General features: G+C 73.8%; 17 protein-coding genes. 6 read left to right on the top strand and 11 right to left on the bottom strand.

Going from position 1 to position 19061, the window contains the following annotated elements; genetic code table 11:
• Window positions 1-214 precede the first annotated feature (214 nt).
• Window positions 215-913, bottom strand: coding sequence for a FadR/GntR family transcriptional regulator (locus HCC30_RS20590; RefSeq protein ID WP_169444081.1), 699 nt, complete (start codon window positions 911-913; stop codon window positions 215-217).
• Between the two features lie 154 nt (window positions 914-1067).
• On the opposite strand from HCC30_RS20590, the gene pheA reads away from it, so the two are divergent.
• The 4 genes from pheA (at window position 1068) to HCC30_RS20610 (ending at window position 5287) form a co-directional block, all read left to right on the top strand.
• On the top strand, window positions 1068-1997 hold the full coding sequence (gene pheA / locus HCC30_RS20595; RefSeq protein WP_169444082.1) for a prephenate dehydratase: 930 nt from the start codon (window positions 1068-1070) through the stop codon (window positions 1995-1997).
• A gap of 664 nt (window positions 1998-2661) precedes the next feature.
• Complete coding sequence (serS, locus tag HCC30_RS20600) at window positions 2662-3939, top strand: serine--tRNA ligase (RefSeq protein WP_169444083.1); 1278 nt, start codon at window positions 2662-2664, stop codon at window positions 3937-3939.
• Window positions 3936-4754 (top strand): HAD family hydrolase, encoded by an 819-nt coding sequence (locus HCC30_RS20605; RefSeq protein ID WP_169444084.1) that lies wholly within the window; start codon window positions 3936-3938, stop codon window positions 4752-4754. Before serS ends, HCC30_RS20605 begins: the two co-directional genes overlap by 4 nt.
• A 59-nt stretch (window positions 4755-4813) precedes the next feature.
• On the top strand, window positions 4814-5287 hold the full coding sequence (locus tag HCC30_RS20610) for a MarR family transcriptional regulator (RefSeq protein WP_169444085.1): 474 nt from the start codon (window positions 4814-4816) through the stop codon (window positions 5285-5287).
• Here HCC30_RS20610 and HCC30_RS20615 read toward each other — a convergent pair.
• A complete protein-coding gene (locus tag HCC30_RS20615; RefSeq protein WP_169444086.1) occupies window positions 5284-6270 on the bottom strand; it encodes a WYL domain-containing protein in 987 nt (328 codons plus the stop codon). The two genes, HCC30_RS20610 and HCC30_RS20615, sit on opposite strands and share 4 nt — an antisense overlap.
• 115 nt (window positions 6271-6385) lie before the next feature.
• Between HCC30_RS20615 and HCC30_RS20620 the strand changes: the two genes are divergently transcribed.
• Window positions 6386-7000, top strand: a complete 615-nt coding sequence (locus tag HCC30_RS20620; protein ID WP_169444087.1) for a TIGR03086 family metal-binding protein — start codon at window positions 6386-6388, stop codon at window positions 6998-7000.
• A 17-nt stretch (window positions 7001-7017) separates the two neighbouring features.
• Here the strand turns inward: HCC30_RS20620 and efeB are convergent, their stop codons facing one another.
• From efeB to HCC30_RS20650, 6 genes are all read right to left on the bottom strand, one after another.
• On the bottom strand, window positions 7018-8271 hold the full coding sequence (gene efeB / locus HCC30_RS20625) for an iron uptake transporter deferrochelatase/peroxidase subunit (RefSeq protein ID WP_169444088.1): 1254 nt from the start codon (window positions 8269-8271) through the stop codon (window positions 7018-7020).
• Between the two features lie 47 nt (window positions 8272-8318).
• The gene (locus HCC30_RS20630) at window positions 8319-10244 is read right to left on the bottom strand and encodes a copper resistance protein CopC (protein WP_346776732.1); all 1926 of its coding nucleotides are present in this window, start codon (window positions 10242-10244) and stop codon (window positions 8319-8321) included.
• Window positions 10245-10336: 92 nt separating this feature from the next.
• Window positions 10337-10834: a copper chaperone PCu(A)C gene (locus HCC30_RS20635; RefSeq protein ID WP_169444089.1), complete on the bottom strand. Its 498-nt coding sequence runs from the start codon at window positions 10832-10834 to the stop codon at window positions 10337-10339.
• Window positions 10831-11493, bottom strand: coding sequence for an SCO family protein (locus HCC30_RS20640; protein ID WP_169444090.1), 663 nt, complete (start codon window positions 11491-11493; stop codon window positions 10831-10833). The genes HCC30_RS20635 and HCC30_RS20640 overlap by 4 nt, the downstream gene beginning before the upstream one ends.
• A 142-nt stretch (window positions 11494-11635) precedes the next feature.
• The gene (locus HCC30_RS20645; protein ID WP_169444135.1) at window positions 11636-12385 is read right to left on the bottom strand and encodes a YcnI family protein; all 750 of its coding nucleotides are present in this window, start codon (window positions 12383-12385) and stop codon (window positions 11636-11638) included.
• Window positions 12386-12613: 228 nt separating this feature from the next.
• Window positions 12614-13540, bottom strand: a complete 927-nt coding sequence (locus tag HCC30_RS20650) for a hypothetical protein (RefSeq protein ID WP_169444091.1) — start codon at window positions 13538-13540, stop codon at window positions 12614-12616.
• Between the two features lie 252 nt (window positions 13541-13792).
• Here HCC30_RS20650 and HCC30_RS20655 point away from each other — a divergent pair, with 252 nt between their 5' ends.
• A complete protein-coding gene (locus HCC30_RS20655; RefSeq protein WP_169444092.1) occupies window positions 13793-14311 on the top strand; it encodes an ATP-binding protein in 519 nt (172 codons plus the stop codon).
• 137 nt (window positions 14312-14448) lie between these two features.
• On the opposite strand, the gene HCC30_RS20660 is transcribed toward HCC30_RS20655, so the two are convergent.
• The 3 genes from HCC30_RS20660 to HCC30_RS20670 form a co-directional block, all read right to left on the bottom strand.
• The gene (locus tag HCC30_RS20660; protein WP_169444093.1) at window positions 14449-15450 is read right to left on the bottom strand and encodes a PP2C family protein-serine/threonine phosphatase; all 1002 of its coding nucleotides are present in this window, start codon (window positions 15448-15450) and stop codon (window positions 14449-14451) included.
• 242 nt (window positions 15451-15692) lie between these two features.
• Window positions 15693-17135 carry an aminopeptidase P family protein gene (locus HCC30_RS20665; protein WP_346776727.1) on the bottom strand — a complete coding sequence of 481 codons (1443 nt, stop codon included), beginning with the start codon at window positions 17133-17135 and terminating at the stop codon, window positions 15693-15695.
• 199 nt (window positions 17136-17334) lie between these two features.
• Window positions 17335-18969: a PP2C family protein-serine/threonine phosphatase gene (locus HCC30_RS20670; protein WP_169444095.1), complete on the bottom strand. Its 1635-nt coding sequence runs from the start codon at window positions 18967-18969 to the stop codon at window positions 17335-17337.
• Window positions 18970-19061: the final 92 nt, after the last annotated feature.

Genomic DNA, 19061 nt, shown 5'->3' on the forward strand with positions numbered 1-19061 from the left:
CGGCGTGCTTCGCCGGTGCCGTGACGTGGTCGGTGCGGTCACGTCCGGGACGGCGGCGCGGTCTGCGCGGCCGCGGCCGGGACGTGACGTGGTGCGGTGACGTGATGCGGGACGGGTGACGCGACGCTGCGTCCAAGGGAGCCGCGGGCTCAACGGGCCGCGGCGGGCGCCCCGTTCGGCGGCCCCGTACGAGGCCGAGACCCTCGGGTCACGGTCACGTCGTGGGGTTCTCGTTCGTGAGGAGGGTTTCGACGGCGCGTTTCGGCACGTCCAGGAGTTCGCGTACGGAGCGCTCGGCGGCCTCGGGGTCGCCGGAGGCGATGGCCGCCACCACGGCCTCGTGCGAACAGCTGTCGATGAACGGCATCTGCTCGTCGCTCAGTCCGGCCAGCAGCGCCTCGTGCACGGAGGAGCTGAACCACTGGTAGGTGGCGCTGAGCGCGACGTTGTGCGCGGCGTCGACCACGGCGGTGTGGAACTCGACGTCGTACTCGGCGTACAGCTCGTGCTGGTCGACGAGCCCGGACTGGGCGGCCAGCGCGGCGCGCATGCGGGCGAGGTCGTCGGCGTCGTGCCGGGTGGCGGCGAGCCGGGCGCCCTCGGCCTCCAGGGCGATGCGCAGCTCCAGCACGTCCCTGATCCCGGCGCGCTGCACGCCCCGCATGATCGCGGCGGGGTCGGCGCAGGAGACGACGAAGGTGCCCTCGCCCTGGCGGGAGCGCAGCATCCCGGCGTGCACCAGGACGCGTACGGCCTCGCGGACGGTGTTGCGGCCGACCTGGAGCTGTTCCGCGAGCGCGTGCTCGGTGGGGATGCGCTCGCCGACGGCCCATTCGCCGGAGGTGAGGTGCTCACGCAGTTCGGCGACCACGGTGTCCACCAGGGACTGCCGTCCCGCCGCGCGCAGCGCCATTGTCGGTCTCCTCTTTCCCCACGTCACGATTCATCCGGTTGCCCAGTCATCCTACAACTGCTGTCAAGCGGTGCCGCCCGAGCCGCTTCCGGAGCGTGCGCCCAGCGGGCAAGACGCCCCGTCGGCGCGGGGCGCGGGCGACTACCGTGGCGGCATGTCACCTGCGAGCCGCTATACCTACCTGGGCCCCGAGGGCACGTTCACCGAGGCCGCCCTCCGTACGCTCCCCGAGACCGCCACCCGCGAACTGGTCCCGATGGTGTCGGTGCCCACCGCGCTGGACGCCGTACGGAACGAGGAGGCCGCGGCCGCGCTCGTGCCCATCGAGAACTCCGTCGAGGGCGGCGTCACCGCGACGCTCGACGAACTGGCCCGCGGCAAGCCGCTGATGATCTACCGCGAGGTGCTGCTCCCCATCGCCTTCGCCCTGCTCGTCCGCCCCGGCACGACGCTGGACGAGGTCAAGACGGTGACGGGGCACCCGGTCGCGCAGCCGCAGGTGCGGCGCTGGACGGCGGAGCACCTGCCCGACGCGCTGTGGGAGTCGGCGGCCTCCAACGCGGACGGTGCGCGGCTGGTACAGGAGGGCCGGTTCGACGGGGCGTTCGCGGGCGAGTTCGCGGCGTCGACGTACGGTCTTGAGCCGCTGGTGACGGACATCCACGACGCGGAGAACGCGGTGACCCGCTTCGTCCTGGTCGGCCGTCCCGCGCGGCCGGCGGCGCCGACCGGTGCGGACAAGACCTCGGTGGTGTTCTGGCTGCGCGAGGACCATCCCGGTGCGCTGCTGGAGGTACTCCAGGAGTACTCCTCGCGCGGGGTGAACATGATGCGGATCGAGTCCCGGCCGACGGGCGAGGGCATCGGGCGGTACTGCTTCTCGGTCGACTGCGAGGGTCATGTGCAGGACCGGCGGGTCGGTGACGTGCTGATGGGTCTGAAGCGGGCCTGCCGCGAGGTGCGTTTCCTCGGCTCGTACCCGCGCGCGGACGAGGTGGCGCCGAGCCTGCGTCCCGGGACGACGGACGGCGAGTTCGTGGCGGCGGCCGACTGGCTGTCCCGCTGCCTCGACGGCAGGGCCTGAGCCGGCGCCGGCCGGGGAGCGGGCGCGCGTCCCAGGTCGGCGCGGGGCTGTGGGGAAGTCCACAGGGTTATCCACAGGGGTTGCTCAGGGCCTGTGCATAAGTCGACACGGGAATCCGGACACTGTCGACATAGCCGCATGGAGACCCCGGGTGCGTCCACAGTGCCCCGCTTCCGGTCACGTCAGATCAATTCCGTTGATCAACTCTTTGGGGTGAGTCAATCCCGCTCGAATGAGTGGGAATCCGAGGTGTACTCCGGGAATTCCACCGCTTCCGCGATTCCGGCGGAACGCGCTTCTCCGGTATCCACAGGGCCCGCACAGGGCCTGTGGATAACTTTGGGGAAAGTCCTCCGACTGTGGATAACCCCGATGGGCGCCCGTCCTCAACTCCCCGTCCCCGTCTGCCTGTCGGGCGGTGAGCGGGCTCGGGAGAGGGTGGAGCCGCCGCTTCCGTGAGTCGCCCGTGAGTCGCCCGCGCGGAGGTTCACCGGAGCGGAATTCTCCATTCCGGAAAGTTTTCCCCGAGGGCCGGCCGGAGGACGTGGAGATCATTCCCGGCGTATGTCTTTACGGCGACACGCGTAACCCCGCAAACCGGACAAAGGTGAACCCATGGGGTATCGGGTCGAGGGGCCCGGGCGGCCACCGGTACCCTGGCCCGGTGATTGACCTTCGCCTGCTCCGTGAGGACCCCGACCGTGTGCGCGCGTCCCAGCGCGCCCGTGGAGAGGACGTCGGCATCGTCGACGAGCTGCTCTCCGCCGATGAGCGGCGGAGGTCGTCCAGCGTCCGCTTCGACGAGCTGCGCTCCGAGCAGAAGCAGCTGGGCAAGCTCATCCCCAAGGCAGAGGGGGAGGAGAAGGCCGAGCTGCTCCGGAAGGCCGGCGAGCTGTCCGCCGCCGTGAAGGCCGCCGACGCCGAGCAGGACGCCGCCGCCGAGGAGACCCAGCAGCTCCTCGGCCGCCTGGCCAACCTCGTGCACCCCGACGTCCCGGTCGGCGGCGAGGACGACTTCACCGTCCGCGAGACCATCGGGCAGCCGCGCGACTTCGCCGCCGAGGGCTTCGAGCCCCGGGACCACCTGGAGCTCGGCCAGCTGCTCGGCGCCATCGACGTCGAGCGCGGCGCGAAGGTCTCCGGATCGCGCTTCTACTACCTCACCGGCGTCGGCGCCCTGCTGGAGCTCGCGCTGGTCAACGCCTCCATCGCGCGTGCCACGGCGGCCGGCTTCACGCCGATGCTCACGCCCGCGCTGGTGAAGCCGCAGGCCATGGCGGGCACCGGCTTCCTCGGCCAGGCCGCGCAGGACGTCTACCACCTGGACAAGGACGAGCTGTACCTCGTCGGCACCTCCGAGGTCCCGCTCGCCGGGTACCACATGGACGAGATCCTGGAGGCCGACCAACTCCCGCTGCGGTACGCGGCGTTCTCGCCCTGCTTCCGCCGCGAGGCCGGCTCGTACGGCAAGGACACCCGGGGCATCTTCCGCGTCCACCAGTTCGACAAGGTGGAGATGTTCTCCTACGTCGCGCCGGAGGACACCGAGGCGGAGCACCAGCGGCTGCTGCAGTGGGAGAAGGAGTGGCTCACCGCGCTCGAACTCCCCTTCCAGGTCATCGACGTGGCCACGGGCGACCTCGGCTCCTCCGCCGCGCGGAAGTTCGACTGCGAGGCGTGGATCCCCACCCAGGGCAAGTACCGCGAGCTGACGTCCACTTCGGACTGCACCGAGTTCCAGTCCCGCCGGCTGTCCATCCGGATGCGCGAGGGCAAGCGGGTGCGCCCGCTGGCCACCCTCAACGGCACGCTGTGCGCCGTGCCGCGCACCATCGTCGCCATCCTGGAGAACCACCAGCTGGCCGACGGTTCGGTCCGGGTGCCCGAGGTGCTGCGTCCGTACCTGGGCGGCCGCGAGGTGCTGGAGCCGGTGGCCCGGTGACGGGCTCGCCGACCGCCTTCCCGTACCGGCTGATCGCCACCGACCTCGACGGGACGCTGCTGCGCGACGACCACAGCGTCTCGCAGCGCACCCGCGCGGCGCTGGATTCGGCCTGCGCCCTGGGTGCCGCACACATCGTGGTCACCGGCCGTGCCGTGCCGTGGACGAAGCACATACTGGAGGACCTGGGGTACCGGGGCCTGGCCGTCTGCGGGCAGGGCTCGCAGGTGTACGACGCGGGCGAGCGGCGGCTGTTGACCTCGCTGACGCTGGACCGGCGGCTGGCGCGGAACGCGGTGCGGCGGATCGAGGAGGAGACGGGCCCGCTGGCGCTCGCCGCCTCCCGGGACGGGCTGGACGGCGCCGTCGTCGTCGGCCCCGGCTACCGCGCGCAGGAGGGCCCGCTGCCCACGGTGCCGTTCACCGACGAGTCCGACCTGTGGGCCGAGCCCGTCAACAAGCTGTACCTGCAGCATGCGGAGCTGAGCGACGACGAGCTGACCGAGGTGGCGCGGGCCGCCGTCGGTGACGCGGTCGGCGTGACGATGGCCGGTCCCGGCATCGTCGAGCTGCTGCCGCTCGGGCTGAGCAAGGCGCGCGGGCTGTCGCTGGCCGCGCGGCGGCTGGGCGCGAAGGCGGCGGACACCATCGCCTTCGGTGACATGCCGAACGACGTGCCCATGTTCGACTGGGCCGCGCACGGTGTGGCGATGGCCAACGCGCACCGCGAACTCCTCGCCGTCGCCGACGAGGTGACGGAGAGCAACAACGCGGACGGCATCGCCGTCACCCTGGAGAAGCTCCTCGCGCACTGAGGTGTGGACGTCCGGTCACCTTCCCCGCACCGCCGCCTTCCCCTCGTAGGCTGGGGCGCATGGCTGAGGTGCGGTGGCTGGACGACGTGGAGCAGGAGGCGTGGCGCGCGTTCCTCGGCGCCTCGCAGCGCGTACGGGAGGCGCTGGACCGGCAGTTGCAGCGCGACGCCGGCATGCCGCACGCGTACTACCTGATCCTGGCGATGCTCTCCGAGGCGGACGAGCGGACGCTGACCATGACGGACCTGGCCCGGCGCACCCGCTCATCCCCGAGCCGGCTCTCGCACGCGGTGGCGAAGCTGGAGGTCAAGGGCTGGGTGCGGCGGGGCCGCCACTCCGGTGACCACCGCACCACCCTGGCCACCCTCACCGACACCGGCCTCGCCGAACTGGAGGCGACGGCTCCGGGCCATGTGGCGCAGGCGCGGGCCGCGCTCTTCGACCACCTGACGCCCGAGCAGGTACGGCAGTTGCGGGACATCTGCACCGCGGTCGTCGCGGGCGCGGAGCGCGAACTCCCGGACCGTCCCTAGTCCTGCTCTGTGCCGCCCGCGTACAGGGCGGTGACCGCGGCCGCCTCGGCGGCCATCCTGTCCCGGGCCTCCTCCGGTTCGAGGATCTCCAACTCGATGCCGAACTGGAGCAGTTGGCGTACCGCGCCGAGTGCGGGCAGCCGGAGCCGCAGCGGTACCCACTCCCCGCCGTCGTCCGGCGCGTCCCCGTCCTGTTCCGGGGCGATCAGCGGGCCGGCGAGGCGGACGAAAAGGTCGAGGCGGGTGCGGCGGACGCGTACCCGGAGCGTGATCCCGGAGGGCGGTTCCTCGACGCGGCGGCGCAAGGCCTCCCAGGCGTCGGCGAGTTCGACGCCGCGCCGCCGCCGTACGGGGTCGCCGGTGACGGTGACGGAGGAGATCCGGTCGGCGCGGAACAGCTGCGGGGCGCCGCGCCGGTCGGCGACGAGGTACCAGACGCCGGCCTTGGCGACGAGCCCGTACGGGTCGACGGTGTACCGGTGCGTCTCCGTCTCGCCGCTGTGCCGGTAGCGGATGCGCAGCCTGCGGTCGGCGAGGACGGCGGGGTGCAGGGTGTCCAGGTCGACGGCGGCGGGCTCGCCCGCGCGCCAGCGTCCCGGGTCCACCAGGATGCGCCTGCTGGTGAGTTCGGCCGCGGGGCGGTGCGGTGCGGGCAGCGCGGCCATCACCTTGCGCAGGGCCGAGCCGAGCGCGTCGTCCAGGCCGAGCGCGGAGTGCGTGCTGCCCGTCGTGTGCAGCACGAACAGGGCGCGGGCCTCGTCGGCGGTGAGTCCGGTGACGTCGGTGCGGTAGCCGGGGAGCAGGGCGATGCCGCCGTTCCGGCCGCGTTCGGCGTAGACGGGGACGCCGGCGGTGGAGAGCGCCTCGACGTCGCGGTGGATGGTGCGGGCCGAGACCTCCAGGCGGCGGGCGAGTTCCTCGGCGGGGACGCGGCCGCGGGTCTGGAGCAGCAGCAGGATCGAGAGCAGTCGGTCGGCCTTCATCTCCCCAGCCTGCCGCGAGGGTTCGGAAATCATGACGGCGGGTGTCGGGTTTTCCGGGGAGAGTGCGGGCTGTCCGTACACGGCGCGGGAACGCGCGGCAGAGAGGAAGTCCGCCATGACCACCACATCCACCGAAGCGCACACGCCCGTCGGCGACCCGCGTGAGCTGTACGCGCGGGCCGCCGACGTGCTGGCCGGGGTGATCGCCGAGGTGCGCCCGGAGCAGCTCGGGGACCCGACCCCGTGCGCGGACTTCGCCGTCCGCGACCTGCTCGGCCACGTCGTCGGCTCGACGCACGGGCTGGCCGGGGTCGGCGAGGGCGGCCCCGGCGAGGACCGGTCCTTCGCCGTGCGTGAGGTGCCCGACGACGGCTGGCCCGCGCTGTACGAGGAGGGCCGCTCTCGGTTCGTCGCGGCCTGGTCGGACGGGGCGAAGCTGGAGCGCCCCTTCGCGGTGCCGTGGGGGACGGTGCCGGGCCGCGGGGTGCTGGCCGGCGCGGTGATGGAGTCCCTCGCGCACGCCTGGGACCTGGCGCGGGCGATCGGCGCCGGACCGCTGCCCGAGCAGGAACTGGCCGCGCACGTCCTGGAGTTGACCCGCACCATGGTCCCCGCCGAGCGGCGCGGGCCCGGGGTGCCGTTCGGCCCGGTGCGGGAGGCCCCGGAGGGCACGGACGCGTACGGGCGGCTCGCGGCCTGGCTGGGCCGGGACGTCACCGGCCGGGAGTGAGCCCGGCGGCGGCCCGGTCAGCTCTCCAGCAGGCGCTGGCCCACGTACTCGCCCTCGGCCGGGCCGCCGGGGACGGCGAACAGGGCGCTGGACTCGTGCCGGATGAAGCGGGAGAGCGCGTCGCCGCGGTCGAGCTTCCGCTGGACGGGGACGAAGCCGCGCAGCGGGTCCGCCTGCCAGGCGATGAACAGCAGCCCGGCGTCCGGCGCCCCGTCCTCGCGGAAGCCGTCGTGGTACGAGTACGGGCGGCGCAGCATCGCGGCGCCGCCGTTGGTGTCCGGCGAGGTGACGCGGACGTGCGCGTCGGCCGCGATGAGCAGTTCGCCGTCCTTGCCGGTCTTCTCCAGGTCGGGCTCGGTGTGTTCGCCGCCGCCGCTGAGCGGGGCGCCGTCGGACTTCCGGCGTCCGATGACCTTCTCCTGCTCGGCGAGGCCGTGGCCCTCCCAGTCGTCCAGCAGCATCCGGATGCGGCGGACGACGGCGTAGGAGCCGTGCGCCATCCACTCCGGGGTGCCGTTCTCCGGCACGAACACCCGCCGGTCGAAGTCGGGTTCGGCGGGCTTCGGGTTGTTGGTGCCGTCGACCTGGCCCATGAGGTTCCGGACGGTCATCGGCTTCGCGGTGGCGCCGGGGGAGCGGTTGAAGCCGCTCATCTGCCAGCGCAGCCGGGCTGCCGGGGAGTCGGCGGCCTGCCGCTGGAGGGCGCGCAGGGCGTGGAAGGCGACGAGCGCGTCGTCGGCGCCGATCTGGATCCACAGGTCGCCGTCGGAGCGGTCCGTATCGAGCGCGTCGGCGGAGAACCGGGGGAGCGGCGCGAGTTCGCGCGGGCGCTGTGCGGTGAGCCCGGTGCGGGAGAAGAAGCCGTGCCCGAAGCCGAAGGTGACGGTCAGCGAGGACGGGCCCGCGTCCAGGGCGACGCCGGTGTCCTCGGCGGGCGGCTCGCCCGCCATCAGCTCGCGCGCCGTGCGCGACCAGCGGCGCAGCAGCGCGGCGGCTTCCTTGCGGCCCGCGTCCGGCTTCAGGTCGAAGGCGAGCAGGTGTCCGTGCGCCTGCTGCGGCGTGAGGATGCCCGCCTGGTGGGTGCCGTGGAAGGGGACGCGGGACGAGCCCAGGGTGGTCAGCGCCGTCGGCTCGTCCCGCGTCGCGGCGTACGCGCCCGCGCCGCCGGCGGCGCCCAGCGCGAGGCCGCCCGCGCCGGCCGCGCCGACGGTGCCGAGCAGGCGGCGGCGGGTGACGGTTCGGGCTGCGGGGTCCTGGTCCTGCTGTGTCATGACGGTCCGGTTCTCGTGCGCGGGGCGGGTGGGCGTGGGCGGCCTGGTCAGCCGATGTGGACGGTGCGGGTCTCGGTCACCTGGTCGATGTCGGACGTGCGGACGGTGACCGCCGCCTTCCACGTTCCGGGCAGCGGGAGCTGGACGTCCTCGGCACGCCACTCGCCCTCGCGCCCCGGTACGGGTTCGGGCGTGACGGGCAGCGGGCCGATGTCCTTCGCGGGGAGGGTGAACGCGATCTTCACCTCGGGCGCGTCCACGGGGCTGCCGTCCGGCGCGGTGGCCGTGAGGCGCAGGGTGTTGTCGCCGGTGCGGCCGGGGGTGAGCCGGAGCGCGGCCGTCCCCTTGCCGTCCGGGCCGCCGGTGTCGAAGGCGATCCGGACCGGCCACTCGGTCCGCCCGGCGTGCTCGTGCGCGGCCGGGCCGGACGCGCCGTCGCCGGCGGCGGCCTCGGTGCGGGCGGGTTCGGTGCCGGTGAGCGCCGTCGTCACGGCGAGCAGGACGACGGCGATGCCCGCCTCGACGAGCACCGAGCGGCGCAGCCCGCTGCGTTCCGGATCGGCGTCCCGCTGCCTGCGCCGCCGGGCGTCGTCGGCGGCGGCCCGCTGCCGCGCGAGCTGCGCGGCCCGCACGGGGTCGGGGTCCAACGGGGCGGTGCCGTCGGCGAGTTCGGGTTCCGTTTCGGTCGCGGCGGTGCGTGCCGGGCCGGACGTCGTCGCTGTCGCTGTGCTCAGCTGGGCCGGTTCGGCGTCCGCCGCCGGGGACGGGGCGGGGACCGGGGCCGAGGGGTCGGCGAGGCGGGAGGTCCAGCGGCGGGAGGCGCGGGCGACGAGCAGGAGGACGGCGACGATGCCGACCTTGACCAGCAGGAGCCGCCCGTACGAGGTCCCGGTCAGCGCGTCCCAGGAGCCGACCTGGCGCCAGGACTGGTAGATGCCCGTCGCCGCGAGCGCCGCCACGCTCCAGAAGGCGTAGCCGGAGAACCGCCGTACGGAGGCGCTCTCCACCGGCGGGCCCCAGGTCAGGGCCGTCAGCAGGGCGACGAGGCCGCCGAGCCAGGCGGCCATGGCCAGCAGGTGCACCACGTCCATGGGCATGGCGAGCCAGGGCTGGATGCCGGTCGAGGCGTGCTCGGCGGCGGCCCAGGTCGCCGCGAGTCCGAGCGCCACGACGCCGCCTGCCGACCACAGTCCGAGGGCACGGCCCGTCCGTGCCTTGAACAGCAGCGGGAGGCAGAGGGCCGCGGCGCCGAGCAGCAGCAGCCGGGCGGCGAGGGCGATGCCGGGCTTGGTGCCGAGCACGTCCCGCAGCCCGCCGAGGTCGAGCACGTCCGCGAACCGTCCCGACCCGGTGTACGGGGTGCGGAGCAGCAGCAGCGCGAGCGTGGCGGCGGCCAGCGTCACCCAGCCGGTGACGACGACGCGCCGCACCGGGCGCTCGGCGCCGCCGCGCGGACGGCAGGCGAGCGCGAACAGGGCGCCGCCGACGAGCAGCACGAAGCCCGCGTAGGCGGCGTACCTGCCGACCTCGTACAGGCTGCCGACGGCGCCGCCGCCCGGCCCCGGTCCTGCCGTCTGCTCGGGCACCTTGGCCGAGGTCTTCGACGGGGCGCCGATGGAGAAGGTGAAGGCGCCCGAGACGGGGTGGCTGTCGGCCGAGACGGCCTGCCAGGCGACGGTGTAGGTGCCCTTGCCCAGGCCGGACTTGAGCCCCGTGGCCCGCTTCGCGGCCGCCCCGCCGCCGCCCTCCGCGCCGGCGTCCCTGACCTTGCCGGTGTCGACGCGTTCACCGTCCGGGCCGAGGACGCGGAGCGAGCCGTCGGACATCGAGACGCCCTCGGAGAAGGAGAGGACGACCTGCCGGGGAGCGCTGTCGACCACCGAGTTCTCCGCCGGGTTGCTGTCCGTCAGCGCGGCGTGCGCGGACGCGGGCGCGGCGGCGCCGAGGACGCAGAGCAGCGCGGCGCACAGCACGGCGGGAAGCGCCCGGGTCCCGGACCGGAGGCGGAACCGGAACCGGAACGGGCGGCGCGGGGCGGTGGCGGTCGGCAGCACGTGTCAGTCCCTCACTTCTCCGGCTGGTGGTTGGCGGCCTTCACCGGGACGGTGACCTTCACCGGGCCCGACTTCTCGAAGTGCAGCGTGATGCGCACCTTCTCGCCCTCTTCCGGCTTCTTCGCCAGGTCGTGGAACATCAGGTGGTTGCCGCCGCGCGCCAGCTTCAGCTTGCCGTGCGCCGGGACGGGCAGCGACTTCACGCGCTGCATCGTCTGGCCCACGGTCTCGTGCATCTCGGCCTTCTTCGCGAAGTCCGCGGTGACGGAGGTGAGTTCGTCCGCCTCGTCGCCGTCGTTGCGCACGGTGAGGAAGCCGCCGGCCATGGTGTCCATGATCGGCTGCGGCATGTACGCGCCGCTGACCTTCAGTTCGGGCTCCGCCTCGGACGCGCAGGCGCCGAGGGCGAGCGGGCCGGTCAGCGCGAGCGCGACGGAAGCGAGCGTTCCGCGCCGGAGGAGGCCGCGACGGGCGGTGCCGGAGGGGTTGCTCGGGCGGGTGCTGCTCATGGCTTCTGTCCCTTGATGATCTTCGGGAGTTCCTTCTCCAGGACCTCCGGCGTGCTGTTGCCCTCGGTGTAGAGGACGTGGGCCTTGTCGTCCTTCGGCGAGAAGGCGAGGAGCTGCGACCCGTGCGAGGAGACGATGTCCCCGTTCTTCTTCTCGTAGCTCGGCTCGACGCTGACGCCGACGCTCCGCGCGGCCTTCTGGATGGTCTTGAAGTCACCGGTCAGGCCGGTGAAGGACGGGTCCTGGCCGCGCAGCCACTCGCCCAGCTGCTTCGGGGTGTCGCGCTCGGGGTCGGTGGTGACGAACACGACCTCCAGCTCGTCCTGCTCGGCCTTGCTGAGCTTGGACTTCGCGACGGCGATGTTGCTCATCGTGAGCGGGCAGATGTCCGGGCAGTTGGTGTACCCGAAGTAGAGGAGCACCGGCTTGCCCTTGGTCTCCTCGGCCAGGTCGTACGACTCGCCCTTCGTGTCGGTGAGCTTCAAGTCCGGCTTCTCGAAGGGCGAGTCGAGGACCGCGCCGCCCTTCTTCTGCGGCTCGACGCTGGCGGCCGGCCCGTCCTCGGAACCGGAATCCGAACCGGAACCGGAGCAGGCGGACAGCGTGAGGGCCGCGGCCGCGACGAGGGCGAGGGCGACGGGGGTCTTGGGCTTTCGCATGGGGTGGTGGCTTTCTCCCAGATGGTCACGGGCTGCGGGCGGGGCGCGCCACGGCCCGGGCCCGCGGCCCCCGTACGGCCGTGAAGGCTCGTACGGGGAGGCCGCGTTGCCCGGGCGCGGGCGCGCCCGCCCGCGGTGGGGGTCAGGTCGAGGACGAGGTCTGCGCGGCGCGGCGGCGCCCGGCCGTGAGGCCGAAGGCCACGCCCGCGACGCCGACGGCGATGCCGGCGCCGCCGAGCACCCGCGCGGTGGTGTCGGTCCCGCCCCCGGAACCGGCGGCGGACTGCTCGCCGTCGCCGGAGTTCTGCTGTTCACCGGCCGCGGCGGCCCCGCCGTGCGCGGAGTCCCCGGCGGGGGTGAGGTGGAGCACGGGGGCCGGGCTCTCGGGCTCGGGCTTGCCCTTCTCCGGCTCCTCGATCCAGCGCACGACCTCGTCGTTGTCGTACGTCTGGAGGGCCTTGAACGCCATCACGTCCGCGTCGTGCGGCAGCGCGCCCATCGACACGGGGAACTGCTGGAACTCGCCGGGCCCGATCTTCCCGCCGCTCCAGGTGATCTTCGTGACGGCCTCGGTGATCTTCTCGCCGTGCGACTCCAGCGGCTTGTCCAGCTTCGACTTGGTGACCTTCACGTCCCAGCCCGGCACGGGCTGCGGCATCACCGAGGCGAGCGGCTGGTCGGTGGGGAAGTTGACCTCGACCTTCGTCGTCGAGGCGTCGTCCCGCTCGTTCGGGACCTTGAAGTCGACGGTGGCGAAGCCGCCCTGCTCGGCCTCCTCCGGGTCGACGGTCACGTGCGCGAAGGCCGGAGCGGCGCACAGGAGAACGGCACCGGCGGCGAACGCGCCGACGGCCGCGGTACGGCGGCGGGTGGTGAACTTCTGCCTGATCATCATCGGTTCTGCTCCTGACGGCAGTAGGCGGTACGGACGGAAGACGGGACGCACCGCCGGGGTCACCCGGCGACTTCGGAGGCCGAACCGGAACCCGAACCGGACGCGGGAGCGCGTCCGGGCGGGCACGACGGACGGGTACGCGGTCGTCGTCCGCGTACGGGGGGTCCGGGGTGCTCGCGGTGCGCCGCGGCCGCGCACGTCACCGCCGTCCGGCGGCGCGGTGCGTCAGGCCGCGAGGGCGAGTTCCGCGCTTGCGGAGCCCGCCCGGTGATCCGTCCGCCGCGGCGGACCGCGCCGGTGCACGGCGTGCTGCAGGAGAACGGGCCGGGGCGCGGTGGCCTCGCCCGCGCGCACGGTGGCCCGGCGCGGCGGCGCGGCCGGGAACAGCCCGGCGCACAGCGCCCGTACGTACGCCAGCGCGCGGCGCAGCGCGCCGACGGGGAGCAGTTCGGCGGCCGAGGTGACCGCGGCCGAGCGGGCCGAGAGCCGCAACAGCCGCCACAGCGCGGACTCCCCGCGCCGCAGCAGCCAGCCGAGCACCAGCGCCGCGAGGACGTGACCGGCCAGCATCGGCACGTCGAGCAGGGAGAGTGCGGCGTGCGCCGCGTGCCGGAGGCAGGCGAGCGGGTCGCCGGCGGCGAGCGCGTCGGCGGCGCCGTGGCCGCCGTGCGCGCCGTAACCACCGGCGGCGCTCGCGGAATCGAGCCCTCCGCCCGAACCGGAACCCGAACCGGAACCGGCCGCCGCACTCGGCGAGAGGCCCGCGTCGGAGACGACCCGGCGTGCCTCGGCCTCGGTCAGCGGGCCGCGCGCGTGCTCGTTGCACAGCAGCTGCCGGGCCAGTCCGAAGATCTCGCGGCTCTCGCCGCTCCCGCCCTGCGGGCCGCGCGGCACGGCCTGTTGGCCGCAGGAGAAGACGGTGTGCAGCGCGAGCTGCCCGACCGTGAGCAGCGCGGCGATGCCGGGGAGGGAGCGTTCGCGTCCGGCCAGCGGCACGGCGACGGCGAGCACCAGGACGGAGGCGGTCACCAGCGAACCGAGCGGCAGCGCCTGGCCTCCGGTGGCGAGCGCGTGCCCGGCGGCGGACAGCGTCACACAGGCCGCGGTGAACACCGCGGCCCGCAGCAGTCTGAGATCCGCCCCGGCAGTCATGGCCGCGCCATCATCTCACCGCGCGGGGGCGTGACATACGGCAGGGTGCGGGCATGCCGGGACCCCTCGCCCCGGCCCCGTGTCCAGACTGTGTCCAGATCTCGTCACGCCATGCCGGACATGTCTGGTCCGAATGGACGGCATCGCATGTCTGACGTGCGTAGTGACCGCCCACCTCGGCAATAGGTATCAATGCGGCCGGGGCGGCCCCGAGGGCCAACCGTCGAGCCCCGTCCTGTTGGAGGGTTGAGCATGAGCATGTGGTGGTGTCTCCAGCTGCGGCGCGAGGTTGCCAGCGTGCCGCTGGCCCGCAGGCTCCTCCTCGGGGCGATGGAGACGGCGGGGGTGGACCGGGATATTTCCTACGAGTTGTCCGTCGCGCTCACCGAGGCGTGTGCCAACGCGGTGGAGCACGGCGTCGGCGCCCGGTCTGAGACGTTCTGTGTGACCGCGTATCTCGACGGTGACGAGTGCCGCATCGAAGTGGCCGACAGCGGGCCCGGGTTCTCACGCGCCGTGCGGCGCACGCCCCGGGGCGTCGCCGAGGGCACGGCCGTCGCGGACACCGAAGCCGAGGCGGGACGCGGGCTGTTCATGATCGAGTCGCTCGCCGACTCGGTACGGGTGCGCAACCGCCCCGGCCGCGGCGGCGCCGTGATCAGCTTCGCCAAGACGCTCAAGTGGCAGGAGGAGCACGGGAACCCGGCGCCCGGCGCGCCCCGCGGCTCCGCCAGGTTCGACCGCGACGCGGAACTGCTGAAGGCCGGCTGACCGCCCCGGCTGCCCGTCGCCCCCCCCGCACGCCCCGCGCACAGCGGCCACTGCCGCCGCTCCCTGCCGGGGCTCTCGCATGTCCGGCGCCGGGATGTCCCAATGGTGAGCTTTTGCAACGGGGTTGGCGGGGTCCGTCACCCGTCGCGGTAGCGGAGCAGCAGCATCGCCGCGTCGTCGTGCAGCGGTCCGCCCGCGTGCTCCTTGAGGTCCTGCCGTACGGCGGTGAGCGCCGCGTCCGGGTCGGGGTCCTTGAGCAGGTCGCCGCGTTCGTCGAGCGGGTAGAAGCGCCCGGCGTCGTCCCTGGCCTCGCTGACGCCGTCGGTGTAGAAGAGCAGCTGGTCGCCGGGGACGAAGGGGACGCGGTGCGGCTGCGGCGAGGCGGTGCCGTGGATGCCGAGGCCGAGCGGCAGGGCGCGCTCCGGCGGTTCGGCGAAGTGCACCGTCCCGTCGGGGCGGATGACGAGCGGCGCGGGATGGCCGAAGTTGAGGAGCGTGGCACGGTCGCGCTCGCGCACCTCGGCGAGGACGGCGGTCACGAACTTCTCGCCCAGCAGGTGCCGGTCGAGCGCCCGCTCCAGCCGCTCGCCGACGGCGACGAGATCGGGCTCGTCGTACGCGGCCTCGCGGAAGGCGCCGAGCACGATCGCGGCCGTCTCCACCGCCTCCAGGCCCTTGCCCTGCACATCGCCCATGATCACGCGGACCCCGGCGGGCGAGGTCACCACCTCGTACAGGTCACCGCCGATCCGCGCCTCGGCGACGGCCGAGGTGTAGGAGACGGCGGCGCGCAGATGGCCCGCGCTGCGCGGTACGGGGCGCAGCAGCACGCGCTGGGCTGCCTCGGCGATGGAGCGGACGCTGGCGAGTTCGGCCTCGCGCCGCTGCCGGATCGAGCAGGCCACCACACCGGCGATGGCCACCCCCGCGACGGAGATCATCGTCGTGTAGCCGCGGCGCTCGCCGAGTTGCTCGTTGTAGAAGGTCAGCGTGAAGGAGAGGACGAGCGCGAGGACGCCGATCAGCGCGGTGCGCCGGGCCGAGCCGATGAGTCCGGCGAAGGCCGGGCCGAGCGCCATCATCGGCAGGAAACCGACCCCGGGGCCGGCGGTGACGTCGACGGCCGCGACGGCCGCCATGGCGAGGAAAGGGAACGCTGACAGCAGCCCTGGCCGGAACCGAGATGTGGTCAACGTGCGCTCTTTTCCTTGTCTGCGACAGGCACTTGCAGGTTACGCAATGCCGCCGATTCCGGACCTGACCGTTATGAAAGCGAGTTGTGCCGACCCGCGTCAGGACCGCGTCCCCCGGCCCGCACAGCCGTCTCCCCTCCGCCGCGACGGGCAGAGGGGAGACGGCCCCGTGTGCGGATGCGGCCGGGTCAGCCCTTGAGCCGGGCCATCCAGTTCTCGACGTCGGTGCTGGTGCGGGGCAGCGCGGCCGAGAGGTTCCGGTTGCCGTCCTCCGTCACGAGGATGTCGTCCTCGATGCGGACGCCGATGCCCCGGTACTCCTCGGGGACGGTCAGGTCGTCCGCCTGGAAGTAGAGGCCGGGCTCGACGGTCAGGCACATGCCGGGCTCCAGCGTGCCGTCCGCGTACGTCTCGCGGCGGGCGGTGGCGCAGTCGTGCACGTCCATGCCGAGCATGTGGCCGGTGCCGTGCAGCGTCCAGCGGCGCTGGAGGCCCAGCTCCAGCACCTTCTCCACCGGGCCGTCGAGCAGGCCCCACTCGACGAGCTTCGTCGCCAGGACGCGCTGCGCCGCGTGGTGGAAGTCGAGGTACTTGGCGCCCGGCTTGACCGCCGCGATGCCCGCCTCCTGGGCCTCGTACACCGCGTCGTAGATCTTCCGCTGGAGGTCGTCGAAGCGGCCGTTGATCGGCAGGGTGCGGGTGACGTCCGCGGTGTAGAGGGTGTTCGTCTCCACGCCGGCGTCGAGCAGCAGCAGCTCGCCGGAGCGGACGGCGCCGTCGTTGCGGACCCAGTGCAGGGTGGTGGCGTGCGGCCCGGCGGCGCAGATGGAGCCGTAGCCGACGTCGTTGCCCTCGACGCGCGCGCGGAGGAAGAAGGTGCCCTCGATGTAGCGCTCGGAGGTGGCCTCGGCCTTGTCGAGGACCTTCACGACGTCCTCGAAGCCGCGGGCCGTGGAGGTGCAGGCCGCCTCCAGCTCGCCGATCTCGAACGCGTCCTTCACCAGGCGCATCTCGGAGAGGAAGGTCTGGAGCTCCTCGTCGCGCTCGGCGGTCACCTTGTCGCGGAGCGCCGCCTCGACGCCCGCGTCGTAACTGCGGACGACCCGGGCAGGGCCGCTCGCCCGGCGCAGCGCGCCCTCGACCTCGCGGACGTCGGCGCAGGGCAGGCCGTACACGCGCGCGGCCTCGGCGAGGCTGTACCGGCGGCCGACCCACAGCTCGCCCTGGCCGTCCAGCCAGAACTCGCCGTTCTCGCGGTTGGAGCGGGGCAGCAGGTAGAGCGTGGCGTCGTGGCCCTCGCCGTCGGCGCGGGGCTCCAGGACGAGCACGCCGTCCTCGGTCTGGTCACCGGTGAGGTACGCGTACTCGACGGAGGAGCGGAAGCGGTACTCGGTGTCGTTCGAGCGGGTCTTGAGGTTGCCCGCGGGGATCACCAGACGCTCGCCGGGGAAGCGGGCGGAGAGCCGGGCGCGGCGGTCGGCGGTGTGCCCGGCCTGCGGGACCGGCTCCGGGTCGGTCAGCTCCGTGTCGGCCCAGCCGCTGCGCATGTTCTCGGCGAGCTCGTCGGAGACGCCCGGGTACAGGCCGTTCTTCCGCTGCTGTACCGGCTGTTCTTCGGCCGCTTCTGCCACGAGGAGCCTCCTCCTTTGTTCCGTATGTTGGACCGTCTTCCATCGTATGGGCGTACGGAAGCAGGTCCTAGGCGTGCACCTGTGACATTTCCGGAGCGAATCCGGCATACACGACATACGGGAAGGAATCGGGTGCCCGCTCGGGGCCGCGCCAGGGCCCTTGGACCCGCGCCGGCGGGCCGTCCGGCCCGGACGGGGGTCAGAAGCGGGCGGCGAGCAGGACGACGTCCTCGGGGTGCGGGTCCTCGTCCGTGCCGGGGCACGCGGCCGCGGGCAGCATCGCGTGCAGCACGTGGTCGGCGAGCGCGTCCGGGTCGGCCCGTACGGCGGGCGGGGCCTCGGCCGCGGCGGCGCGGAGCCGGGCGAAGGCGCGGTCGGTGTCCTCGCCGGTGCGGTGCAGCAGGCCGTCGCTGTACAGCAGCAGCGTTTCTTCAGGCCGCAGCGTCAGCTCGACGCTGGGCGCCTCCCAGCAGGCCAGCATCCCCAGCGGCGCGGACAGCGTGGTCTCCACGAACTCCGTACGGCGCGGCCCCACCAGCAGCGGCGGGCAGTGCCCGGCCCCGGCGATCACGACCCGGCGGGCCGGGGGCTCGACGTAGGCGAACAGGGCGGTCGCGGCCCGCGCCGGTTCGGTCAGCCGGAGCAGCAGCTCCAGGTCGGACAGCACCGCGACCGGGTCCTCGCCCTCCATCACCGCGTACGCGCGCAGCGACGCCTGGAGCCTGGCCCGCGCTGCGACGGCGGAAGGTCCGCCTCCGGTGACCCCGCCGACGGTCAGCCCGAGCGCGCCCTCCGGCAGCGGCAGCACGTCGTACCAGTCGCCCCCGCCGGACGGGCCCGACCGGCGCCGCCGGGCCAGGGCGACCCCGGGGACGCGCGGCAGTCTGCTCGGCAGCAGCTCCTCGCCCAGCGTCTCCAGCTCGTCCCGCACCCGCGCGAGTTCGACGTGCCGGGCCAGGTGCCGGCCGGCGCAGCGCAGGTAGAGGGTGAGCAGGTGCCGCTGCGCGGCGGTGGGTTCGGCGGGCTCGTCGTAGAGCCAGACGGCGGCGCCCGCGCGCGGTGCCGCCTCGGTACCGGCGCCGAGCGGGACGGCGTAGCTGGCGGCGTAGCCGAGCCGAGCGGCGACCTCGCGGTGCCGCGGGTCGAGGCGTTCGTCGCCGGCGATGTCCGGGAGCGCGATCTCCACCCGGGGCAGCTCCCCGGCCTCGGCTCCGCCGGCCGCCGGGGCGGACGGCGCGGACGCGGGTTCGGGGGCCGGTCCCGCGGGTGAGGCGGAGGTGACGGTGCCCGTGCCGGAGGTCGTCGCGCCGGGCGCGGTGACCGGGGGCGTGGTGCCGGTGACGGCCGGGGGCGTCTCGCGGGTGAAGGGGGCGCGTGCGGGCGGTCCGCCGTCGGCGGCGGCGAGCCCGGCGGCACGGTGCGGCAGCCCGTACGTCCCGTCGAGCAGCCGCGCGTACGAGGCGGAGCTGCGGGGGACGGTCTCGATCTGGCCGAGGTCGGCGCGGCCGAGGCCGAGGCCGACGGTGTGCTCCGGGCCCGCGCCGTCGAGCGGTTCGAGCGCGAGGAGTCCGCGCCGGGCGCCGATGAGGGAGGCGCCGGCGCGCAGCACCTCGTGCAGCGCGTCGTCGAGGGTGGCCGTCGCGGCGAGCCGCTCGGTGAGGTGGTGCAGCGAGGTCAGATCCGCGATCCAGCCGGCGAGTTCGTCGGGAGCCGCGGCGGACCGGCTGCTCGGTGTGCCCGTCGGACGGTCGGCGCCGACGGCGGGCGGAGTCTGTGATGACGGGGGGAACGTAGGTTGGAATCCGGCCACTTTCGACCGGTGCGGGGAGCTCATGACTCCGGGCTTTCGCCACGTTGGGTTTCGGTTGTCAGCATCGCAAACCCCCATGTCATGCTGCTCCGCTAGCCATGGATCCAGATGTACAC

The organism is Streptomyces sp. HNM0574 (assembly GCF_012726235.1).
Lineage (GTDB): Bacteria > Actinomycetota > Actinomycetes > Streptomycetales > Streptomycetaceae > Streptomyces.